Genomic DNA, 21,707 nt, shown 5'->3' on the forward strand with positions numbered 1-21,707 from the left:
CACACTCCTCGTGTCCGTTGGTTGGCACCGAGATTAGCCGGTACCCGCGGTCTCGCGTACGGGGCCCTGCCTCAGCCGTCCGTTAGCTCGCGACCGCGGGTGCGCCCGCGTCGGACCAGGCGTCGGCGAGCGCCTGCAGGTCGATCCCGAGCGCCGCGCTGAGGCCGACCACCGTGCCGAACGCGGGGGAGGGCAGTCGCCCGGTCTCGATCTTGCGCAAGGTCTCCGGCGATATACCCGCCTGCGCGGCGACGTCGTCGAGGGTGCGCGATCCGCGGGCGTCCCGCAGCGTCTTGCCCAGTCGACGGCCTGCGGCGATCTGTTCGGGGGTGAGCGGGGTGCGGACCACGTGACCACCGTAGCCGTTGGTATATAAATACCGCTAGTGTTGGTATTTAAATACCGAGGAGGAAACGTGATCGAGCTGAAAACCGCCGACGAGATCGAACGCATGCGGGTGACCGGGGCATTCGTCGCCGAAGTGCTCACCGAACTGAGCGGCATCGCCGGCATCGGGGTGAATCTGCTCGACCTCGAACGGCACGCACGCGGCATGATCGAACGCCGCGGCGCGGTGTCCTGCTATTGGGATTACCACCCGTCGTTCGGCTCGGGCCCGTTCCGCAACGTCATCTGCCTTTCGGTGAACGACGCTGTGCTGCATGGCCTTCCGCACGACTATCAACTACGCGACGGGGACGTGTTGACGATGGACTTCGCGGTGTCGATCGACGGCTGGGTGGCCGACGCCGCCCGCACCGTCATCGTCGGAACCCCCGCGCCGGAAGACGCCCGGCTCGTGCGGGCCACCGAGGAGGCCTTGGCCGCGGGCACCGCGGCCGCGCAGCCCGGCGGCCGGCTCGGCGACATCTCGGCGGCGATCGGCGCCGTCGCCGCCGACTACGGATATCCCGTCAACCTCGAATTCGGCGGCCACGGCCTGGGCCGCACGATGCACGAGGACCCGCACGTGCCCAACAAGGGCCGCGCGGGCCGCGGCATGCGGTTACGTCCGGGTATGACGCTCGCGCTCGAACCGTGGTTCGCGCGCACGACCGACCGCATCGTGTTCGATCGGGACGGGTGGACGATCCGCTCGGCCGACGGATCGCGCACCGCCCACACTGAGAACACCGTCGCGATCACCGAGGGCGGCCCGCTGATCCTCACGCAGTGATCAATGCTCGGGGCGTAACAACAACGTCGCGACGACGCTGATCGCGGCGGTACCCGCCAGGTAGGCGCACGCGTACCACGGCGTGCCGCCGCCGGCGGCGATCAGCGCGGTCAGGATCAGCGGCGTCAGGCCCGACGCGTACACGCCCGACAACTGGTAGACCGTGGACAAACCCGTGTAGCGGCTGCGGGTGGGGAACAGCGATGCATACAGCGTGCCCTGGGCACCGTAGAACCACGCGTGAATCACGCCGAACGCCAACAGCATTCCGATGGCATAGGCCGCGATGCTGCCGGTGTTGAACAACGCGAACGCCGGAAACACGATCAGGCCGTAGGCCGCGATACCGGTCGCGTACACCGTTTTCGGGCTGAACCGATCGGCGAGCAGACCCGACACGGGCAGCAGTACCGCCATCAGCAACGCCGCGACGGTGACCACGACGAGCACCGGCACCTTGCCAAGATGCAGTGTGGCAGTGGCGTAGGAGATGGTGAACACGCCCCAGGTGTTGAACGCCGCACCCTCGCCCCAGCGCGACAACAGGCCGAGGACGGTCGAGCGCAGCACGGGCGGTTTGAAGATGTCACGCACCGGAACGGCTGACCTGTCGTCCTCTTGGCGGACCTTTTCGAACGCGGGCGTCTCGGCAACCCGGAAGCGCACGACCACACCGAAGATCACCAGTGCGATGCTGATCAGGAAGGCGATGCGCCAGCCGTAGGACTGAAAGTCCTCGGCGGACAACGCAAGTTGCAGCACCACGAACACGCCGGTGCCGAGTGCCAGGCCGAGCGCGAGCCCCACCTGCGGGATGCTGCCGAACAACCCGCGCCGGTTGCGGGGGCTGTGCTCGACGGCCAGCAGCACCGCGCCCGCCCACTCGCCGCCGAGCGCGAAGCCCTGCACGACGCGCAACAGCAGCAGCAGAATCGGTGCCAGCACGCCGATCTGGGCGGCCGTGGGTAGCACGCCCATCAACGCCGTCGCGGCGCCCATCAGCAGCATCGTGAGCGCGAGGGTTTTCTTGCGGCCGATTCGGTCACCGATGTGGCCGAACACGAAACCGCCGATGGGCCGCACGACGAAACCCACGGCGAACGTCGCGAACGCGAGCATGGTCCCGACGAACGAGCTCTGATCGGGGAAGAACGCGTGGTTGAAGACGAGGCTCGCGGCCGTCGCGTACAGGAAGAAGTCGTACCACTCGATCGTGGTGCCGACCAGGCTCGCCAGTACCGCGGTACGTACGGTCTTGTCCGACGTGGGTGTCGCCGCGGGTTCGGCGACCTGGGTCAAAGTCACCCTAAATGGGTAGCCGCCGAACCGTGACGTGCCCAGTATTGCGCGCGCGGTGATTCGAACCCGCGCCGCGAGCGACCGCTAAAAGCCCGATGTTGACGGCGTGTCGACGTACAGACACGGTCGCTCGCGGTGCAAGGGGTTAGGCGAACGCCTCGTCGATGATCTCCTGCTGTTCGACCGCGTGCACCTTCGACGAACCCGAGGACGGGGCGCTCATGGCGCGCCGTGAGATGCGCTTGATGCCCGTGAAGTAGTCGGGCAGCACCTCGGGCAGCGTGAGCCCGACGGACGGCCAGGCGCCCTGGTTGGCCGGCTCCTCCTGCACCCAGAACTTCTCGGTGACATTCGGGTACCGGTCCAGCGTCTCGGCGAGCCGGCGCCGCGGCAGCGGTGCGAGCTGTTCGATGCGGACGATCGCGATGTCCTCGCGGTTGTCCTTGGCCTTGCGGGCCGCGAGCTCGTAGTAGAGCTTGCCGCTGGTCAGCAGGAGCCGGGTGACCTTGTTGCGGTCGCCGTCGCCGTCGGTGTAGGTCGACTCCTCCAGGACTGACCGGAACTTGTTCTCGGTGAAGTCGCGGATGTCGGAGACCGCAGCCTTGTTGCGCAGCATGGACTTCGGCGTGAACACGATCAGCGGACGCTGGATGCCGTCGAGGCCGTGGCGGCGCAGCAGGTGGAAGTAGTTCGCCGGGGTCGACGGCACGGCGATGGTCATCGAGCCCTCGGCCCACAGCTGCAGGAAGCGCTCGATACGGCCCGACGTGTGGTCGGGGCCCTGCCCCTCATGGCCGTGCGGCAGCAACAGCACCACATCCGACAACTGGCCCCACTTGGCCTCACCCGAGCTGATGAACTCGTCGATGATCGACTGCGCACCGTTGACGAAGTCGCCGAACTGCGCCTCCCACAGCACCATGGCGTCGGGGTTGCCCACCGAGTAGCCGTACTCGAAGCCCACGGCCGCGAACTCCGACAACGCGGAGTTGTACACCAGGAACTTGCCACCGGTCGGCGTGCCGTCGGAGTTGGTGGCCAGCAGCTGCAGCGGGGTGAACTCCTCGCCGGTCTTGCGGTCGACGATCACGGCGTGGCGCTGCGTGAACGTGCCGCGCTGGGTGTCCTGACCGCTCAGCCGCACGAGCTTGCCCTCGGCCACGAGCGACCCGAGTGCCAGCAGTTCGGCGAACGCCCAGTCGATCTTGCCCTCGTAGGCCATCTCGCGACGCTTCTCCAGCACCGGCTTGACGCGCGGGTGCACCGTGAAGCCCTCGGGCAGCGCGAGATGCGCGTCGCCGATGCGAGCCAGCAGTGACTTGTCCACCGCGGTCGAGAGCCGTTGCGGGATCTGCTGATCGGCCTCGACCGATTCGCTCGGCTCGATCGCGTGCTTCTCCAGCTCACGAACCTCGTTGAACACCCGCTCGAGCTGACCCTGGTAGTCGCGCAGGGCGTCCTCGGCTTCCTTCATCGAGATGTCGCCACGGCCGATCAGCGCTTCGGTGTAGGCCTTGCGCGAGCCCCGCTTGGTGTCGATGACGTCGTACATGTACGGCTGGGTCATCGACGGGTCGTCGCCCTCGTTGTGTCCGCGGCGGCGGTAGCACAGCATGTCGATGATGACGTCCTTCTTGAACGCCTGACGGAAATCGACGGCGAGGCGGGCCACCCACGCGCACGCCTCGGGATCGTCACCGTTGACGTGGAAGATCGGCGCGCCGATCATCTTCGCCACGTCGGTGCAGTACTCGCTGGAGCGGGAATCCGTTGGCGCCGTGGTGAACCCGATCTGGTTGTTGACGACGATGTGGATCGTGCCGCCGGTGCGGTAGCCGTCGAGCAGCGCGAGGTTCAGCGTCTCGGCCACCACGCCCTGGCCCGCGAAGGCCGCGTCGCCGTGCAGCATGAGCGGCACCACGGAGAACTTGGGCGAGCCGCCGGCCTCTTCACCGGTGTCGAGCAGGTCCTGCTTGGCGCGGACGAGGCCCTCCAGCACCGGGTCGACGGCTTCCAGGTGCGACGGGTTGGCCGTCAGCGACACCTGAATGTCGTTGTCGCCGAACATCTGGATGTAATTGCCGGACGCCCCGAGGTGGTACTTCACGTCACCCGAGCCGTGCGCCTGCGACGGATTGAGGTTGCCCTCGAACTCCGAGAAGATCTGGCTGTAGGGCTTGCCGACGATGTTGGCCAGCACGTTCAACCGGCCGCGGTGCGGCATCGCGATGACGACCTCGTCGAGCGCGTGCTCGGCGCACTGGTCGATCACGGCGTCCATCATCGGGATGACGGTCTCCGCGCCTTCGAGCGAGAAACGCTTCTGCCCAACGTATTTCGTCTGCAGGAAGGTCTCGAACGCCTCGGCCGCATTGAGCTTGGACAGGATGTACTTCTGCTGTGCGACGGTCGGCTTGTCGTGCTTGACCTCGATCCGTTCCTGCAGCCACTTCTGCTGCTCGGGTTCGAGGATGTGGGTGTACTCGACGCCGACGTGGCGGCAGTATGCGTCGCGCAGCACCGACAGGACGTCGCGCAGCTTCTTGTACTCGGCGCCGGCGAACCCGTCGACCTTGAACTCGCGGTCGAGGTCCCACAGCGTCAGACCGTGCGTCAACACGTCGAGGTCGGGGTGGCTGCGGAACCGGGTGTTGTCGAGGCGCAGCGGGTCGATGTCGGCCATCAGGTGACCGCGGTTGCGGTATGCCGCAATCAGTTCGATGACGCGCGGGTTCTTGTGCTCGATCGAATCCGGGTTGTCGACGCGCCAGCGCACCGGCTCGTACGGGATGCCCAGTTCGCGGAAGATCTCGTCGAAGAATTCGTCGTCGAGCAGCAGCTGGTGGATGGTCCGCAGGAAGTCGCCCGACTCCGCTCCCTGGATGATCCGGTGGTCATAGGTCGAGGTCAGGGTGATGAGCTTGCCGATGCCGAGCTCGGCGATGCGCTCCTCGCTCGCGCCCTGGAACTCGGCCGGGTACTCCATGGCACCGGCGCCGATGATCGCGCCCTGGCCGGCCATGAGCCGCGGCACCGAGTGCACCGTGCCGAGCGTGCCGGGGTTGGTCAGCGAGATCGTCACGCCCGAGAAGTCCTCGGCGGTGAGCTTGCCGTCGCGGGCGCGCCGCACGATGTCCTCGTAGGCCGCGATGAACTGGCCGAAACGCATTGTCTCGCAACGCTTGATGGCCGCCACCACGAGTGAGCGGTTGCCGTCCTTGCCGGGCAGGTCGATCGCGAGGCCGAGGTTGGTGTGAGCCGGCGTGACGGCATTGGGCTTGCCGTTGATCTCGGCGAAGTGCCGGTTCATGTTCGGGAACTTCTTGACCGCCTGCACGATCGCGTAGCCGAGCAGGTGGGTGAAGCTGATCTTGCCGCCGCGCGTGCGCTTGAGGTGGTTGTTGATGACGACGCGGTTGTCGATCATCAACTTGGCCGGGATCGCGCGGACGCTCGTCGCGGTCGGCACCTCCAGCGACGCGTTCATGTTCTTGACGACGGCTGCCGCCGCACCACGCAGAACCTGGGATTCGTCGCCGTCGGCGGGCGCCGCGGCCGGTGCGGCCTTCGCTGCGGGCGCTGCCTGCTTGGCAGCGGGGGCTTGGGGCGCCGCGGGCTTGGCGGGTGCCGGCTTCTCAGGTGCGGGCGCGGGTGCCGGGGTGGGTGGCGCGACGGGCGCCGACGTCTGGCCGTTTGCGACGGCGTTGTCGGTCGTCGGTTCGGGGGAGTAGTCGACCAGAAATTCGTGCCAACTCGGATCCACCGAAGAGGGATCCTCGCGGAACTTGCGATACATCTCCTCGACCAGCCACTCGTTCTGTCCGAATGGGGAAGGTGAACTGCTCACGGCAGGCACTCGCCTCGATTCTTGTGTCCGGCAAGCCGTGACAAGGAGGCTCGCCGCTCTTGTTTTTCTGTTGGCGGTTTACCCCGCACGACCGCCGCATAAAGGCTATCGCCTTTCGGCGCGCGCCGACCACGGCACCACATTTAATGGGCTGGGAGGTTTGCGCGGGTCGTCAGGACTCAGCGGACGGCAGCACATGCAACGTTGCGGGCCACCGCGGCGGGGCTGCGCCGAACGCCTTGCGGGCGTTGGCGACGATCTTCTTACCCATCAAGCGGTTGCCGACACCACCGATGACAGCGCCGATGCCCACCGGCAGCATCTTGCCGAACATCATCGCGCCGCGCTTGAGCGTATACCTCTTGACGAAGTACTTGAGCAACCGGTTGTTGAGTTGTGACACGGCGGGCAGCGGAAGCGTCGCCGCGCCTTCGGACAGCCAGGCCCCGCTCGTCCGGCCCGAGCCGAGCAGGTCGGCGACGGCACGCTTGCTGTCGTCGCCGACGAGTACCGAAAGGACCAGTGCACGGCGCCGTTCGCGGTGTTCGGCGGGTATGCCGTGGACTTCGGCGACGGCGAGGACGAACACCGAGGTGGCTTCGAGGAACACCATGGTCTCGCCGGTGACCGCCGACAGCGCGACCAGGGTCCCGATGCCGGGGAACGCGGCAGCCGACCCGACCGCGGCGCCGCTCGCCATGACCGCGGCGAGGTAGTGCTTCTCCAGCTTGGTCACGATCTCGGCGGGGGTCGCGTCCGGTGAGTGACTGCGGAGCCGGTCCACATAGGCCTTGACCGCGGGCGCCTGGACGCGCGCGCTGCTCGCGATGATGGCCGACAGCACCTTGGCGGCGGTGCTTGGGTCGTCGGCCGCCCCGTTTGCACCGTTGACGGTGGCCGGCAAATGGCTTTTCGACCGAGCGCGCACTATCGGGCCTCTCTGTGTAGAACCCAGCGGTTGACTGTCAGGCTAACGCGTCACCTGGCGCCCAGAGAACGAACAGCGACCTGTCCTGAGTGCCCGACAGTGACGGCCATCACTGCCGCATCCGGGAACAAAATATTGATATGCGCAGCCAATAAATTCCATGGCATCATCGCCCGACGTGGGCCAGTCGAATTCCGCGAGCGTGCCAAGCCGCCTCAAGATGATCCTGGTGCTCGGCGCGCTGATCACGCTCGGCCCGCTCACCATCGACATGTATCTGCCGGCGTTGCCGAAGATCGGCGAGGAACTCTCCGTCTCGTCGTCGGTCGCACAGCTGACCCTCACCGGAACACTCGTCGGGCTTGCGCTCGGGCAGCTGATCGTGGGGCCGTTGTCCGACTCGCTGGGCCGTCGGCGTCCGCTGATGGTCGGCATCGTGCTGCACATGGCCGCGTCGGTGCTGTGCGCGCTGGCCCCCAACATCGTCGTGCTCGGCTTGGCGCGGGTGTTGCAGGGGGTGGGCGCGTCGGCCGCGGCGGTGGTGGCGGTCGCCGTCGTCGGTGACCTGTTCGCCGGTTCGGCCGCCGCGACCGTGATGTCGCGGCTCATGCTCGTCCTCGGTGTCGCCCCGGTCCTCGCGCCCTCGCTCGGCGCGGCGGTGCTGTTGAAGGGCTCGTGGCACTGGGTCTTCGTCGCGCTCGTGGTGCTGGCCGGCGCGCTGTTGGTGATGGGCGCGCTCGCCCTCCCCGAGACTCTGCCCGCGCCGCATCGCCGCCCGCTGAAGGTGCGCGGCATCGTCGCGACCTACGGCGAACTGCTGCGCGACTCGCGGTTCGTGATCCTCGTGCTCGTCGCGGCGCTCGGCATGTCGGGTCTGTTCGCCTACATCTCGGCGGCGCCGTTCGTGCTGCAGGGCGGCTACGGCCTCGATCAGCAGATGTTCGCGCTGGTGTTCGCCGCGGGTGCGATCGCGCTGATCGGTGCGACACAGTTCAACGTGGTGCTGCTACGGCGGTTCACCCCGCAGACCATCACCCTGACGGCACTGGCCGCGGCCTCGGTGGCCGGCGTCGTGTTCGTCGGGCTGACGGTCGCCCGGGTCGGCGGTCTGTTCGGCTTCCTCGTGCCGGTGTTGGCGATTCTCGCCGCGATGGGTCTCGTGATTCCCAACGCGCCCGCCGTCGCGTTGTCGCGGCACCCGGACGCCGCGGGGACAGCGGCCGCGCTGCTGGGCGCCGCACAGTTCGGCCTCGGGGCGTTGGTCGCGCCGCTGGTCGGTGCGCTCGGCAACGGTGCGCTCGCGCTGTCGGCGGTGATGACGGTAGGCATGATGATCGCGTTGGTGGCGCTGCTGCTCGTCGGGGTGCGCGGGGGTGGCGGCGATCGCGACGACGATTCGCAGGCCGGCGATGAGGAGCGGGTGTCCGAGGCGGTTGCCGAACCGGCCTGATGCGGTCGCACCACCCCGGACTTGTCCGGATAGCGGCGGGTCCGTAGCGTCGGCTGGGCAGTCGAAGCCGGCACTGCCCAATTGCTGTACCTACTGATTTGCCATGTTCTCATCGCTGACCGCCCGCATCGAGGCCCACAACCCGTGGCACGCGTTGTGGGCCATGATGGTCGGCTTTTTCATGATCCTCGTCGACGCCACCATCGTGGCCGTCGCCAACCCGACGATCATGGACCAGCTCGGCGCCGACTACGACGGCGTCATCTGGGTCACGAGCGCCTATCTGCTGGCCTACGCCGTCCCGCTGCTCGTCGCGGGCCGGCTCGGCGACATGTACGGGCCCAAGAATCTGTACCTGGCCGGGCTCGCGGTGTTCACCGCTGCGTCGTTGTGGTGCGGGCTGGCCGGCAGCATCGAGATGCTCATCGCGGCGCGCGTGGTGCAGGGCATCGGCGCGGCACTGCTGACTCCGCAGACGCTGTCGACCATCACGCGCATCTTCCCCGCCGACCGGCGCGGGGTCGCGATGAGCGTGTGGGGCGCCACCGCCGGGGTCGCGACGCTCGTCGGGCCGCTGGCAGGCGGCGTTCTGGTGGGCGGCCTTGGCTGGCAGTGGATCTTCATCGTCAACGTGCCGATCGGCATCGTCGGCCTCGCGCTTGCGGTCTGGTTGGTGCCGACGCTGCCCACCCGGCGTCACCACTTCGACTGGCCCGGGGTCGTGTTGTCGGGCGCGGGCATGTTCCTGATCGTGTTCGCGCTGCAGGAGGGCCAGTCGCGGCACTGGGCGCCCTGGGTCTGGGGGACCGGCGCGCTGGGCGTCGGACTCATGGCGGCGTTCGTCATCTGGCAGTCGGTCAACACCCGCGAGCCGCTGATACCGCTGCGCATCTTCAGTGACCGTGACTTCAGCCTCGCCAACCTCGGCGTCGCCACGATCGGGTTCGCGGTGACGGCGATGATCCTGCCGCTGATGTTCTACGCGCAGACCGTGTGTGGGCTGTCGCCCATCCGGTCGGCGCTGCTGACCGCGCCGACCGCGATCGCCAGCGGTGTGCTGGCGCCGCTGGTCGGGCGCATCGTCGACCGCGTGCATCCGATGCCGATCATCGGTTTCGGGTTCTCGGCCATGGCGATCGGGCTGACCTGGTTGTCGATCGACATGACCCCGACCACCCCGATCTGGCGACTGCTGTTGCCGCAGCTGCTGATGGGGATCGGCATGGCGTTCATCTGGTCGCCGCTGGCCGCGACCGCGACGCGCAATCTGCCGCCGGACCTCGCGGGCGCCGGTTCGGGCGTCTACAACACCACGCGCCAGGTCGGATCCGTGCTGGGCAGTGCCGGCATCGCGGCATTCATGACGTCGCGGATCGGTGCCGAGATGCCGGGTGGCGCAACCGAGATGCCGCGCGGTGAGGGAGCGGCCGCCGAGTTGCCGGACTTCCTGCACGAGCCGTTTGCCGCGGCCATGTCGCAGTCGATGTTGTTGCCCGCGTTCGTCGCCCTGTTCGGTGTGGTCGCCGCACTGTTCCTGCTGGGGTTCGGCGACGGGTCCGCCGCGCCCGACCCTGAGCCGGACGTCGACGACGACGCCGAGGAACAGACCGAGGCGCTGCGCGTCGTCGGTGAAGCCAACCGGTTCCTGCCGGCCTATCCCGACGACGACGAATATGTCGAGGTCCTGCTGGCCGGCCATGAGCCGCCGGACGAGGTCACCGAACCGTTGGCGCCCGCACCCACCACCGTGCGGGAGGATCGCTGGGAGCACATCCTCGCGCAGCTGATGGAAGAGCCGCCGAAGACGTCAGCTGAGCCGATCGGGCACGCCCACAACGGTTTTCACGTCGAACATCAGCGGCACTTCCGCAAACTCAACGGAAGCCTCTATGACGAGGATCCCGACGACAACCCGTCCTACGGCAAGCATTTCCGCCCCGGCGACGAATGACGCACGTTCAGACGCACGTTCAGCGGAAGAGCACCGCCGGATTGAGATATCCCGACGGGTCGAATGCGGCCTTGACCGAACGCATCGCCGCGATGTCGGTCTCGGTGCGTGACATCGAGAGGTAGTCGCGCTTGCGGCTGCCGACGCCGTGCTCGGAGCTGACGTTGCCGCCGCAGTCCGCGATCAGCGCCATCATCGCGGTGTACAGGCCGCGTTCGGCTTCCAGCGCGCAGCGCAGCACGTTGAGGTGCAGGTTGCCTTCGCCGATGTGGCCGAACAACACCGGGATCGCATCGGGGGCGTGCTCGGCCACGAGCTCGCCCGCCGCCGTCGCGAACCCCTGGATGGCCGACAACGGAAGCGACACATCGAATTTCAGCGGCGGCCCGAACAATCCGAGTACCTCGGCCACCGCTTCGCGCACCTGCCACAGCCGCTGCTGCGCGTTGACGTCCACGCCGACCGCCGGTTCACCACACAGCGCCGCCCCGTCGAGGGCGTCGGCGAGGCGTTCGGTCTGATCGGTGTCATCCGCGAGTTCGATCAGCAATTGCCAGGCTCCGTCGACGGGCGCGGGGACCCCCAGATGCTCCGCGGTGAGCGCGCTGGCCCTGGCGTCGATGAGCTCGAGTGCGGCGATGCCGCCGATGTCGCGGAACTCGCGGCCCGCCGCGACGAGCGCGTCCAGATCGGCGAACCCGCAGACCGCGGTCACGCGGTGGGTCGGAATGGGATGCAGCCGCAAGTCGAGTCCGGTGATCACCCCGAGCGTGCCCTCGGCGCCGACGAACAGTGAGGCGAGGTCGTAGCCGGTGTTGTCGCGGCGCACCTGGCTGTGCCGGTGCACGACCGACCCGTCGGGCAGCGCGACGTCGAGCCCGAGAACCTGCTCGCCCATGTTTCCGTACCGGACGGTGCGCAGGCCGCCGGCGTTAGTCGAGGCCATCCCACCCACGGTCGCCGAATCACGCGCCGCCAGATCCACGCCGAACAGCAGGCCTGCCGCCGATGCGGCCCGCTGTACGGCCGCGAGCGTCACGCCGGCACCCACCCTGATGCGGCGGTCGACGGTGTCGACCGCGCCGATCTCGGTGAGTCGCTCGGTCGACAGCAACACGTCGTCATTCTCGGGCACCGTCCCCGCGACCAGCGACGTCCGGCCGCCCTGCACGGTCACGTACGCCTGCGCGTCGCGGCAGGCCCGCAGCACGGCGGCCACCTCATCACTGTTTCCGGGCCGCACGAGCACGCTCGCGCGGCCGCGGTAGCGCCCGGTGTGGTCGACCGACCGGCCCGCGAGCACATCGGAATCGGTGGTGACGTAGCCGGCGCCGACGATTGCGGCGAGCCGTTCGGTAAGCGTTTCGGTCACACCGTGGGTGTATCACACGTCCGCAGGAACGCTCCGAGCTCGACCACGCCCGCCGGGGTGGTCGGCAGGTACTCGGTCAGCGTCGCCGACCGGACGATCACCGCCGCGTACTTGGCCCGGCTCACCGCGACATTGAGGCGATTCCTGTTCAGCAGGAACGAGATTCCGCGCGGTACATCGTCGATCGACGACGCCACCATGGAGATGAACACCACCGGTGCCTGCTGGCCCTGGAACTTGTCCACCGTGCCGGCCCGCACCTCGGTGAGCCCCGCCGCGTCCAGGCGCTGACGAACCGCCACGACCTGGGCGTTGTACGGCGTGACCACCAGGATGTGCTGTTGGGTCAACGGTGTGGTGCCGTGCTCGTCGGTCCACGGCGCGCCGAGGAGGCGGCCGATCTCGTCGACGATCACCTGCGCCTCTTCGGGGCTGTCGGTGGCGTTGCCGTCGTGGTCGACCAGCAGCACCCGCACGCCCGGCTCGTAGCCGTCGAGCCGGCGGGCGCCCGTCACCGCGTCGACCGAACGTAGTCGCCCGTCATAGGACAGCCGCGACACCGCCGAGCACACCGCGGGGTGCATGCGGTACGAGCAATCGAGGAAATAGCCCAGTTCGGCGGGCAGGGTGTGGCGGCCGTCCACGAGCCAGCCCAGCGCCGAGGTGTCCACCGGTTCCGGGTGCGTGCCCGCGCTGACCTGGGGCAGCTGCTGGGGGTCGCCGAGCAGCAGCAGATTGGCCGCGGCAGGCGCCACCGCGATCGTGTTGGCCAGGCTGTACTGCCAGGCCTCCTCGACCACCAGGAGGTCCAGGCTGCCCGGCTCCACTCGCGCGGGATTGGCGAAATCCCATGCGGTACCGCCGATCACGCACCCGGCGTGGTCCGAGATGAACGCCGGATAGTCCTTCTCGTCGAGTTCGGTCCAGCATGCGTCGGCGCCGTGCGGCTTCTTGGCCACGACGGCCGCGTCCACGCCGGCGGCGATGACATCGCGAAACAGGTTCTCCACCACCGCATGTGACTGCGCGACGACCCCGATGCGCCAACGGTGCTCGTTGACGAGGCGCGAGATCACGGCCGCCGAGGTGAAGGTCTTGCCGGTGCCCGGTGGCCCGTGTACCGCCAGGTACGACGAGTCCAGCTCCAAAAGCGCCGCGGTGATCAGGTCTTCGACGCGCTCGCCGCCGTGCGGCAACGGTCTCGCGCTGCGGGTGCGTGGCGGCCGGCGCAGCAGGATGTCGATGACGGCGGTGTCGGGCAGGCGGGGGAGCCCGGCCGCGATCTGGTTGGCGGTGGTCTCGATCGACGCGCGCAGCGCGGTCGTGCGGATCGGCGGACCGGGCGTCAACGCGAACGGCAACTGGTCGAACACCGTGCCGCCCTTGGGTTCCCGTTCGCAGATCAACACGTCGGTCGGCGCGGACGGGTCGTCGGCTTCGAGCACCTGAGCCGAGCCGAACGCCCGCCGCTCGGGATCGTCGCGCAGACCCTCCGGCGCGGGTGGCTCGTACAGCGCGTACATCTCGCGGCTCAGTTCGCCGGTGGCCAGCGCGCCGGTCAACCGCACCCGGCGTTGCGGTTTGCGGGCGCGCGGCGGCGTGTGCCAGTCGGTTTCGACGACGGCGGTGTCGGCGACGAACACACCGGTGCCGTCGGCCCATTCCTCGACGGGATGGTTGAGCCGGTCGAAGTGGCTCCACCAGAACGGTTTGTCCTCGCGGCGGTGATAGCCCCTTGCCGCCGCGATCATCGCGACCGCCTGCTGTTCGGGGCTGCGATCGGCGTCACCGACGAATCGGCGCAGCGTGCGCGCCAGTTGATCCTCGGGTTCCACCGCGACACTCGGGCCGACCGGTTGCGCGCCCAGCGGCGGGACGCTGCATTCGATGGCGCGGTTGATCAACCAGTCGCGCAGTTTGCGGGTCGACGTGCAGTCGTACCGGTTGTAGTCCTCGATCTCCTTGAGCACGATCGCGGCGTCGTCCTCGCGGCCCTCGGCGCGCAGCGCGCAGTACTGCGCGTACTGGGTGATGGAATCGGTCGCCGTGGTGACGTCGCCGCTGCGCAACTGCGCGCCCATGTAGAGCGGTTCGAGCGACTTCAGGCTGTAGTTCTCGGTGCCGACGCGAATGCTCTTGCGCACCAACGGATACAGGTCGACGAGGACGCCGTTGCGCAGGAGTTCGTCGACGGCGTCCTCACCCTCGCCATAACGCCCGGCCAGTCGCAGCAGGGCCGTTTTCTCGTAGGCGGCGTAGTGGTAGATGTGCATGTGGGGGTAACGCTTGCGCCGCTTGCGGACCATCGCCAGGAAATCGCGCAACGCCTGGCGCTCCTCGGGGCGGTTGTGTGCCCACAGCGGGTGAAAGTCGTCCTGTCCCTTCGTGCCCGTGCCGAGCACCCCGAACATGTACTCAAGGCCCCACTGCACGCCGTCGTCGGTCCACAGCGGGTCGCCCTCGAAGTCGAAGAACAGATCGCCCTTGTCGGGGTTCGGCAATCCCATGAGCGGCTGTGCGTCGATGACCTCGTACGGCGGCTTGCCGTCGATGCGCGGTGCGCGCTGCAGCCGGGCCTGCGCGGTCAGCCCGGTGAGGATGCGTGGATGCAGCCCGTCGACCGGGCCTTCGTGCGCGGTGAGCTCGTCGACCCGGGTGATCCCGGCGTCGATCAGCCGGGCGCGCTGGGTGACCCGCATTCCGGCCACCAACAGGAGATCGTCATGAGTGCGCACCTGGATGGTGCACTCGGGACAACGGAAACAGGCCCGCACGCCGGTGTCGGCCCAACTGACCGGCGCACCGGAGGCCAGATGGGTGTCGAGCAGCCGCTGCAGCGCCGCGCGCCGGGGCCGGTATACCGGCAGCAGTTCGTCGACGGGGTAGCTGGCGGTGGCGCCGTCGCCGAGCACGAGTTGCACCTCGGGCGCGACCGGCACACCCGCAGCCGCGAGGGTTTCGCTGTAGGCGGCCAGCTGCAGCAGAGCCTCGACCTTGACCGACCGGGCGAGCTTCGTGTCGCGAAGCGTGTAGCGCTCGCCGTCGTACACCAGGAAATCGGCGAAGCCGGCGAACCTGCCGTCGAACATCGCGGCCTGATAGATCACCGCTTCGCGGCGCTGCACGGCGGCCAGGGTTGCGTGCGCTGCCGCGGTCAACCCGGGCACGGTGTAGGCGGGCCTGCCGATCACCGTGATACCGGAGTCGGAGCGCAACTCGTCGAGATGACGTTGCTCATGCTCACCACCCAGTTGTGCGGTGCGGGCGAGCAATTCGTCTTCCGACGCCACGGCCGGGCCACGGCCGAGTTGAGCGTCGAACGAGCGCAACAGTGCGTACTCGCACCGGGCGGCCGCTGCGAGATCCGACGCGCTGTAGATCACAACGCCGTCGTCGGTGACGAACACGCTGCCACTGTAGGCGAGCGGCCCGACACTTTCGGCCTGCGAAACGGCCGCGGGGACGATCAGCCGGTATTGCCCATCAGCTCAACGCCGTTGCCGTTCCACCGGAACTTCACGACGCTGGCGAGGCCGTGGAAGCCGCCCGAGTACTGCAGGGCCACCGTGTCACCGGTGGTGGCGGACTTGTCGATGCCGTTGAAGCCGTACGTGTCGGGCACGCCGGTCGGGATGAACTTGCCGAGGTGGAACATCACGGCCCTGGTGTTGGGGTGTTCGGCATTGGTGTTGGCGCGCACGATCACCGCTGACAGCTGTGCGCATTCGTTGTAGTTGCCCGCGACCGGTTCGGGGCTCCAGGCTTGATTGCTGCGCGGGTCGCGGGGCAGCTCGGAGACGGCCCTGGCGATCTCGGGGGCGGCGAGGTTCACCGCGCACGGGTCGGCCTCGGGCGCCGCGGACGTCGGCGCGGCCACGGTCGGGGCCGCACTCGGGGTGGCCGCGGCCGGCGGATTCGCGGTGGCGTCGGGGGTCTTGGAGACGGTGGAATCGCCAGAGCCGCATCCGGTGAGCGTGACCAGAGCCGTTGAAACGGTCACGAAAATCAGTCCGACCTGTTTCACAACTGGGCAACCTACCGCGATCGGGTGCCGGGTCTGGGCAGGCGCGCGGCGGGGGTGCCGCGTATCGGCCCGGCGCGGGTGCCGCCTGTCGGCGTTGCGGGTTAACCGCCCGATTGGCACTAGACTGCAGATCCTGATGACCTCGCAAGAACCGGACTCGAGCCCGGAAAACAACTCGGATCCGGCCGACACCAACCCAACCTTTGCCGACCTGCAGATTCACCCCGCGGTGCTGCAGGCGGTCACCGACGTCGGATACGAGTCGCCGTCGGCGATCCAGGCCGCGACGATCCCGCCGATGCTGGCCGGCTCGGATGTGGTCGGGCTGGCCCAGACGGGTACCGGCAAGACCGCGGCGTTCGCGATCCCGATCCTGTCGAAGATCGACGTCACGAGCAAGGCCACGCAGGCTCTCGTGCTGGCCCCGACGCGGGAGCTGGCCCTGCAGGTCGCCGAGGCGTTCGGCCGCTACGGCACACATCTGCCCGAGGTCAATGTGCTGGCGATCTACGGCGGCGCGTCCTACGGACCGCAGCTGGCCGGGCTCAGGCGGGGCGCGCAGGTCGTCGTCGGGACGCCGGGCCGCGTGATCGACCATCTGGAAAAGGGCACCCTGGACCTGTCGAATCTCGACTACCTCGTGCTCGACGAGGCCGACGAGATGCTCACGATGGGCTTCGCCGAGGAGGTCGAGCGGATCCTCGCCGACACCCCGGAGTACAAGCAGGTGGCCCTGTTCTCGGCCACCATGCCGCCGGCCATCCGCAAGATCACGACCAAGTACCTGCATGATCCGGTCGAGGTCACGGTCAAGGCCAAGACGGCGACTGCCGAGAACATCACGCAGCGGTTCATCCAGGTGGCCGGCCCACGCAAGATGGATGCGCTGACGCGGGTTCTCGAGGTCGAGCAAGGCGACGCGATGATCGTGTTCGTCCGCACCAAGCAGGCCACCGAGGAGGTTGCCGAGCGGCTCAAGGCCCGTGGTTTCGCGGCGGCCGCCATCAACGGTGACATCCCGCAGGCGCAGCGCGAGCGCACGATCACCGCGCTCAAGGACGGCACGATCGACATCCTGATCGCCACCGACGTCGCCGCGCGCGGGCTCGACGTCGAGCGCATCTCGCATGTCCTCAATTACGACATCCCACACGACACCGAGTCGTATGTGCACCGCATCGGCCGCACCGGACGGGCCGGCCGGTCGGGCACGGCGCTGTTGTTCGTCACGCCGCGCGAACGCCATCTGCTCAAGTCGATCGAGAAGGCCACCCGGTCCAAGCTCGTCGAGGCCGAACTGCCGAGTGTCGAAGACGTGAATGCGCAGCGGGTGTCCAAGTTCCGCGATTCGATCTCCGAGACGCTCAACGCGCCCGGCATCGAGCTGTTCCGTCGCCTCATCGAGGACTACGAGCGCGACAACGACGTGCCGCTGGCCGACATCGCCGCGGCGCTTGCCCTGCAGTCGCGTAACGGCGAAGAGTTCTTGATGACCGAGCCGCCGCCGGACAAGCGTCGCGAGCGCGAGGACCGGGGGGAGCGCCCGCCGCGCAAGGAGCGGCCGCCGCGCGAGGGCATGGCGACCTACCGCATCGCGGTGGGCAAGCGGCACAAGGTCGGACCCGGCCACATCGTCGGCGCGATCGCCAACGAAGGCGGCCTGCATCGCAACGAGTTCGGCCACATCACCATCCGGCTCGACCATTCGCTGGTGGAGCTGCCGGAGAAGCTGCCGAAGAAGACGCTCAAAGCGTTGGAGAACACCCGTATCTCCGGCGTCCTGATCAATCTGCAACCGGATCGTGCGCCGCGGCGCGAGCGGCCGGAGCACCGGGACCGGACGGGTGGGTCGGGCAAGCCTCGCCGGAAGGCGAAGTGACGCTTTCGAAAGACGTGAACGAACCGCCCGTGCAGGGCGGCCTGGAATCAGCTGACGTACCGCGATCCCCGTCCGGCCGGGTCGCGTCTCTCACGGGCATCCGCGCGGTCGCGGCGCTGCTCGTGGTGCTGACGCACGCGGCCTACACCACGGGCAAATACCCGCAGGGCTATCTGGGTCTCGTGTACTCGCGCGCCGAGATCGGCGTGCCGATCTTCTTCGTGCTCAGCGGGTTTCTCTTGTTCCGGCCGTGGGTGAAGGCGTCCGCGACGGGCGGACCCGCACCGTCGGTGCGCCGCTACGCATGGCACCGCGTGCGACGGATCATGCCGGCCTACGTCGTCACGGTCCTGATCGCCTACCTCGTGTACCACTTCCGCACGGCGGGGCCCAATCCCGGGCACACGTGGGAGGGCTTGTTCCGCAACCTGACCCTGACGCAGATCTACGCCGACAACTACCTGTATTCGTTCCTGCACCAAGGGCTTACGCAGATGTGGAGCCTGGCCGTCGAGGCCGCCTTCTATGTGGTGCTGCCCCTGCTGGCGTATGTGCTTCTGGTCGTGTTGTGCCGGCGGAAGTGGCGGCCGTGGCTGCTGTTGACGGGCCTGGCCGCGACGGCTGCGGTGTCGCCGGTGTGGCTGATCATCGTGCACCACGCCACCGGGCTGCCCGACGGTGCACGCCTGTGGTTGCCCACCTATCTGGCGTGGTTCGTCGCGGGCATGGCGCTGACCGTGCTCGCACAGATGAAGGTGCGCGGGTACGCGATGGTGTGTGTGCCGCTGGCGGTCGTGAGTTACTTCATCGCCTCGACACCGATCGCGGGGGAGCCGACGACATCACCCGCGGTGCTGAGCGAGGCACTGGTCAAGACCGGCTTCTACGCGGTCATCGCGGCCCTGCTGGTGGCTCCGCCCGCGCTCGGCGACCGTGGCTGGTACACCCGCTTCCTGGCCAGCCGGCCCATGGTGTTCCTCGGCGAGATCTCGTACGAGATCTTCCTGATCCACCTGATCATCATGGAGCTCGTGATGGTCGAGGTGATGCGCACACCGGTCTACACCGGGTCGATCGTCAACCTGTTCCTGCTCACCATGGCGTTCACTCTTCCGGCGGCCTGGCTGCTGCACCGGTTCACGCGCGTTCGGTCCTGACCCCACCACCGTGAAGTTAGGGTAAGCTAACCTAAGAAACCGGTGAAAGGTTGTGAGGGTATGGCCGAGCAGAAGGCGTCGCGCGGGATCGAAGGTGCGCTCGTCAAGTTGTGGCGGGGTGGCGACTATCAGCTGACGGTCACCGGCCGCACCGAACTCACCCCGCACTACCTGCGACTGCACTTCAATGCTGAGCGGCTGCTCGCCGAGCAGCGTCTGCACCCGACGATGTGGGTGCGCGGGTGGTTTCCGGACGGAGCCAGGGCGCATCAGCGCGGCTACACGCTGGCCAACCCCGACCGGGAGGCGGGCACCGTCGACATCGATTTCGCGATGCACGACGGCGTGGCCACCCGCTGGGCGCGCGCAGCACAGCCTGGCGATGTCCTTGAGGTGACGGTGCTCGGCAGCAACTTCGCGCTGCCCGAGCCGCAACCCGCGGGCTACGTCATCGTCGGTGACACCGCATCGCTGCCCGCCATCAACTCGCTGCTCGACGCGATCGGGGATGCCCCGGCACGGGTGTTCCTGGAGGCCGGACACGACGACGATCGTGAGCTGCCGGTGGCTGCCGGCGCCGACATCACCTGGGTCGACCGCGACGACGAGGCACTCGTGGAAGCGGTCAGTTCATCGGCATTCGACGCCGCCGATCACTTCGGCTGGGTCGCGTGCAACAACCGCACCACCCGCGCAGTCGCCCGCGTGTTCCGCGAGCAGTACAACATCCCGCGCAAATCCATCAAGGCACAGGCCTACTGGGTGGCCTGAGCTGACGGCACCACGAGCGGTGCGACGAATTCCGAGAGCATCGCGCGTTCGTCGGCCTCGTCGCCGCCGGGAAACACGAGCAGCGACACCATGACCCGGACGAGCCACCGGGCCCGCCGGCCGATGCCGTCGTCGGTACCGTCGGCGCCGAGGGATCGGACGAACCCTTCCACGAGCGCCCTGATCACCTCAGAATGCTCGGCCATCTCACCGCCGATCGGCGGCTGGGCGGTCGCGAACCACGACGACAGCGCCGGGCTTTCGCGGACTGCCCGCAGGGCGGTGACGACACCTTCGATCAACCGCTGCGCGGGATCGGTCACGCCGCCGACCTGCTCGCTGACCTCCTGGTAGAGCCTGCGGGCCTCGCGGTGCACGTATGCGGTGTAGAGGGCTTCGCGGTTTTCGAAGTAGCGATAGAGAGTGGCCCTGGAACACCCTGCGGCGGAGGCGATTTCGTGCATCCCGACGGTCGCCGCGTCCTGGCGGGTGAACAGCTCGTCGGCCGCGTCGAGAATCGCGTCGGCGGCGACTTCGGTGCGCTTGGCGGCCAGCCAGTCGCGGGCCATCAGGTACCCGCCCGGAACGGGACGGACAACGGCCGCCGGACATAACTGCCGCCGGCCCACACGACAGCGTCCACATCGACCTCGAAATTTGGATAGCGCGACAACAATTCGGTCAAGGCTACCCGTGATTGCATGCGCGCGGCCGCGGCCCCCAGGCAGAAGTGGGCGCCGTGGCTGAAGGTGAGAATGTTGCGTGGCTTGCGGCGGACGTCGAGTTCGGCTGCGTCCTGGCCGAATTCGCGCTCGTCGCGATTGCCCGAGCCGTACAGCAGCAGGGTCTTGCGTCCGGCGGGAATCGTCGTGTCGCCGATCGTGACGTCGCGCGTGGTGGTGCGGGCCAGGCCCTGCACCGGGGAGGTCAGCCGCAGGAACTCGTCGACCGCATCGGTGATGAGCGTGGGATCGTCGACCAGAAGCTGCCGCTGATCGGGCCGCTGGTGCAGCAATTGCACTGCGCCGCCGAGCATTCCGGTGGTGGTGTCGTTTCCGCCGGTCACCATCGTGAAGGTGAACGCGAGGATCGACAGCACGCCCGCGATGTCACCGTCGGCCCCCACCCCGGCTGCCACCAGGTGCGAGATCGTGTCGTCCTGCGGTTCACGGCGGCGGCGCTCGATGAGCTCGGAGAAGTAGCCCATCATCGAGGCGACGGCTTCACCCGCAGTGCCCATCGCCGCCGTGATACCGCCGGAGGCGGTGTTGGCCGCGACGATCGCCTCGGTCCAGCCGTCGAACTGCGCGCGGTCCTCCTCGGGCACCCCGAGATAGTGCGCGACGACCATCGACGGCAGTGGCTTGAACAGCTCGGTGACGATGTCGCCGCCTCCGTTCGCCCGCAGCCGTTCGAGCCGCTCGACCACGAACTCGCGCACCTTGGGCTCGACCGCCTCCACCTGGCGCGGCGTGAAACCCCGTGACACCAACTTGCGGAACTGCGTATGCACCGGCGGGTCCTGCATGACGAACGGTGGATTGTCCGCGAGCCCGATCATCTCCAGCTCGCCGTAGGTGACCGTGAGGCCCTGGGCCGACGAGAAGGTCTCGTGATCACGCGCCGCGGCCCAGATGTCGGCGTGCCGGGACAGCACGTAATAGTCCCGATCGGGCTGCTCGGCCGGGACCACGTGATGCACGGGATCGTGGTCGCGCAGTGCGGCGTACATCGCCCACGGACTTGCCCAGGTGTCGGCGTTCGCGAGCTCGAACCTGGCGGGGGCGTCGGAGGCGGTGTGAGACAAATAAGCCGTCATGTCTTATTGCTACGACAGTCAGCGGTGGAGTGT

General features: G+C 68.1%; 15 protein-coding genes. 6 read left to right on the forward strand and 9 right to left on the reverse strand.

The annotated features are described in order from the left end of the window. Positions 1–82: 82 nt before the first annotated feature. On the reverse strand, positions 83–349 hold the full coding sequence (locus AWC31_RS20470) for a helix-turn-helix domain-containing protein (protein ID WP_067850877.1): 267 nt from the start codon (positions 347–349) through the stop codon (positions 83–85). 66 nt (positions 350–415) lie between these two features. On the opposite strand from AWC31_RS20470, the gene map reads away from it, so the two are divergent. After that, complete coding sequence (gene map, locus AWC31_RS20475) at positions 416–1,177, forward strand: type I methionyl aminopeptidase (RefSeq protein ID WP_085145851.1); 762 nt, start codon at positions 416–418, stop codon at positions 1,175–1,177. Here map and AWC31_RS20480 read toward each other — a convergent pair whose 3' ends face one another. The 3 genes from AWC31_RS20480 to AWC31_RS20490 all read right to left on the reverse strand — a co-directional run bounded on the left by AWC31_RS20480 (position 1,178) and on the right by AWC31_RS20490 (position 7,254). Continuing rightward, complete coding sequence (locus tag AWC31_RS20480; RefSeq protein WP_085145852.1) at positions 1,178–2,482, reverse strand: MFS transporter; 1,305 nt, start codon at positions 2,480–2,482, stop codon at positions 1,178–1,180. 139 nt (positions 2,483–2,621) lie between these two features. Further along, on the reverse strand, positions 2,622–6,323 hold the full coding sequence (locus AWC31_RS20485; RefSeq protein WP_085145853.1) for a multifunctional oxoglutarate decarboxylase/oxoglutarate dehydrogenase thiamine pyrophosphate-binding subunit/dihydrolipoyllysine-residue succinyltransferase subunit: 3,702 nt from the start codon (positions 6,321–6,323) through the stop codon (positions 2,622–2,624). A 172-nt stretch (positions 6,324–6,495) separates the two neighbouring features. Further along, positions 6,496–7,254: a hypothetical protein gene (locus AWC31_RS20490; RefSeq protein WP_067850883.1), complete on the reverse strand. Its 759-nt coding sequence runs from the start codon at positions 7,252–7,254 to the stop codon at positions 6,496–6,498. A 157-nt stretch (positions 7,255–7,411) separates the two neighbouring features. Here AWC31_RS20490 and AWC31_RS20495 point away from each other — a divergent pair, with 157 nt between their 5' ends. Next, the gene (locus tag AWC31_RS20495) at positions 7,412–8,701 is read left to right on the forward strand and encodes a multidrug effflux MFS transporter (RefSeq protein ID WP_085145854.1); all 1,290 of its coding nucleotides are present in this window, start codon (positions 7,412–7,414) and stop codon (positions 8,699–8,701) included. Positions 8,702–8,804: 103 nt separating this feature from the next. Next, positions 8,805–10,652 (forward strand): MFS transporter, encoded by a 1,848-nt coding sequence (locus AWC31_RS20500; protein ID WP_085145855.1) that lies wholly within the window; start codon positions 8,805–8,807, stop codon positions 10,650–10,652. 19 nt (positions 10,653–10,671) lie between these two features. Here AWC31_RS20500 and AWC31_RS20505 read toward each other — a convergent pair whose 3' ends face one another. From AWC31_RS20505 to AWC31_RS20515, 3 genes are read right to left on the reverse strand one after another with little or no spacing between them, the layout of a single operon-like run. Beyond that, positions 10,672–12,024: an FAD-binding oxidoreductase gene (locus AWC31_RS20505; protein WP_085145856.1), complete on the reverse strand. Its 1,353-nt coding sequence runs from the start codon at positions 12,022–12,024 to the stop codon at positions 10,672–10,674. Further along, a complete protein-coding gene (locus tag AWC31_RS20510) occupies positions 12,021–15,431 on the reverse strand; it encodes a TM0106 family RecB-like putative nuclease (RefSeq protein WP_085145857.1) in 3,411 nt (1,136 codons plus the stop codon). Before AWC31_RS20510 ends, AWC31_RS20505 begins: the two co-directional genes overlap by 4 nt. Before the next feature lie 59 nt (positions 15,432–15,490). Then, positions 15,491–16,024, reverse strand: coding sequence for an LppP/LprE family lipoprotein (locus tag AWC31_RS20515; protein ID WP_085145960.1), 534 nt, complete (start codon positions 16,022–16,024; stop codon positions 15,491–15,493). A gap of 160 nt (positions 16,025–16,184) precedes the next feature. Between AWC31_RS20515 and AWC31_RS20520 the strand changes: the two genes are divergently transcribed. The 3 genes from AWC31_RS20520 to AWC31_RS20530 are packed head-to-tail and all read left to right on the forward strand — an operon-like array spanning position 16,185 to position 19,855. Further along, positions 16,185–17,927: a DEAD/DEAH box helicase gene (locus tag AWC31_RS20520; RefSeq protein WP_085145858.1), complete on the forward strand. Its 1,743-nt coding sequence runs from the start codon at positions 16,185–16,187 to the stop codon at positions 17,925–17,927. Further along, a complete protein-coding gene (locus tag AWC31_RS20525) occupies positions 17,924–19,084 on the forward strand; it encodes an acyltransferase family protein (RefSeq protein ID WP_085145859.1) in 1,161 nt (386 codons plus the stop codon). Before AWC31_RS20520 ends, AWC31_RS20525 begins: the two co-directional genes overlap by 4 nt. Before the next feature lie 60 nt (positions 19,085–19,144). Next, positions 19,145–19,855, forward strand: coding sequence for a siderophore-interacting protein (locus AWC31_RS20530; RefSeq protein WP_085145860.1), 711 nt, complete (start codon positions 19,145–19,147; stop codon positions 19,853–19,855). On the opposite strand, the gene AWC31_RS20535 is transcribed toward AWC31_RS20530, so the two are convergent. Both AWC31_RS20535 and AWC31_RS20540 read right to left on the reverse strand, forming a co-directional pair. After that, positions 19,840–20,424, reverse strand: coding sequence for a TetR/AcrR family transcriptional regulator (locus AWC31_RS20535; RefSeq protein ID WP_085145861.1), 585 nt, complete (start codon positions 20,422–20,424; stop codon positions 19,840–19,842). The genes AWC31_RS20530 and AWC31_RS20535 overlap by 16 nt on opposite strands. Beyond that, on the reverse strand, positions 20,424–21,674 hold the full coding sequence (locus AWC31_RS20540; protein ID WP_085145862.1) for a cytochrome P450: 1,251 nt from the start codon (positions 21,672–21,674) through the stop codon (positions 20,424–20,426). Before AWC31_RS20540 ends, AWC31_RS20535 begins: the two co-directional genes overlap by 1 nt. Positions 21,675–21,707: the final 33 nt, after the last annotated feature.

This window comes from Mycolicibacterium wolinskyi (assembly GCF_002101965.1).
Taxonomy (GTDB): Bacteria; Actinomycetota; Actinomycetes; order Mycobacteriales; family Mycobacteriaceae; genus Mycobacterium; species Mycobacterium wolinskyi.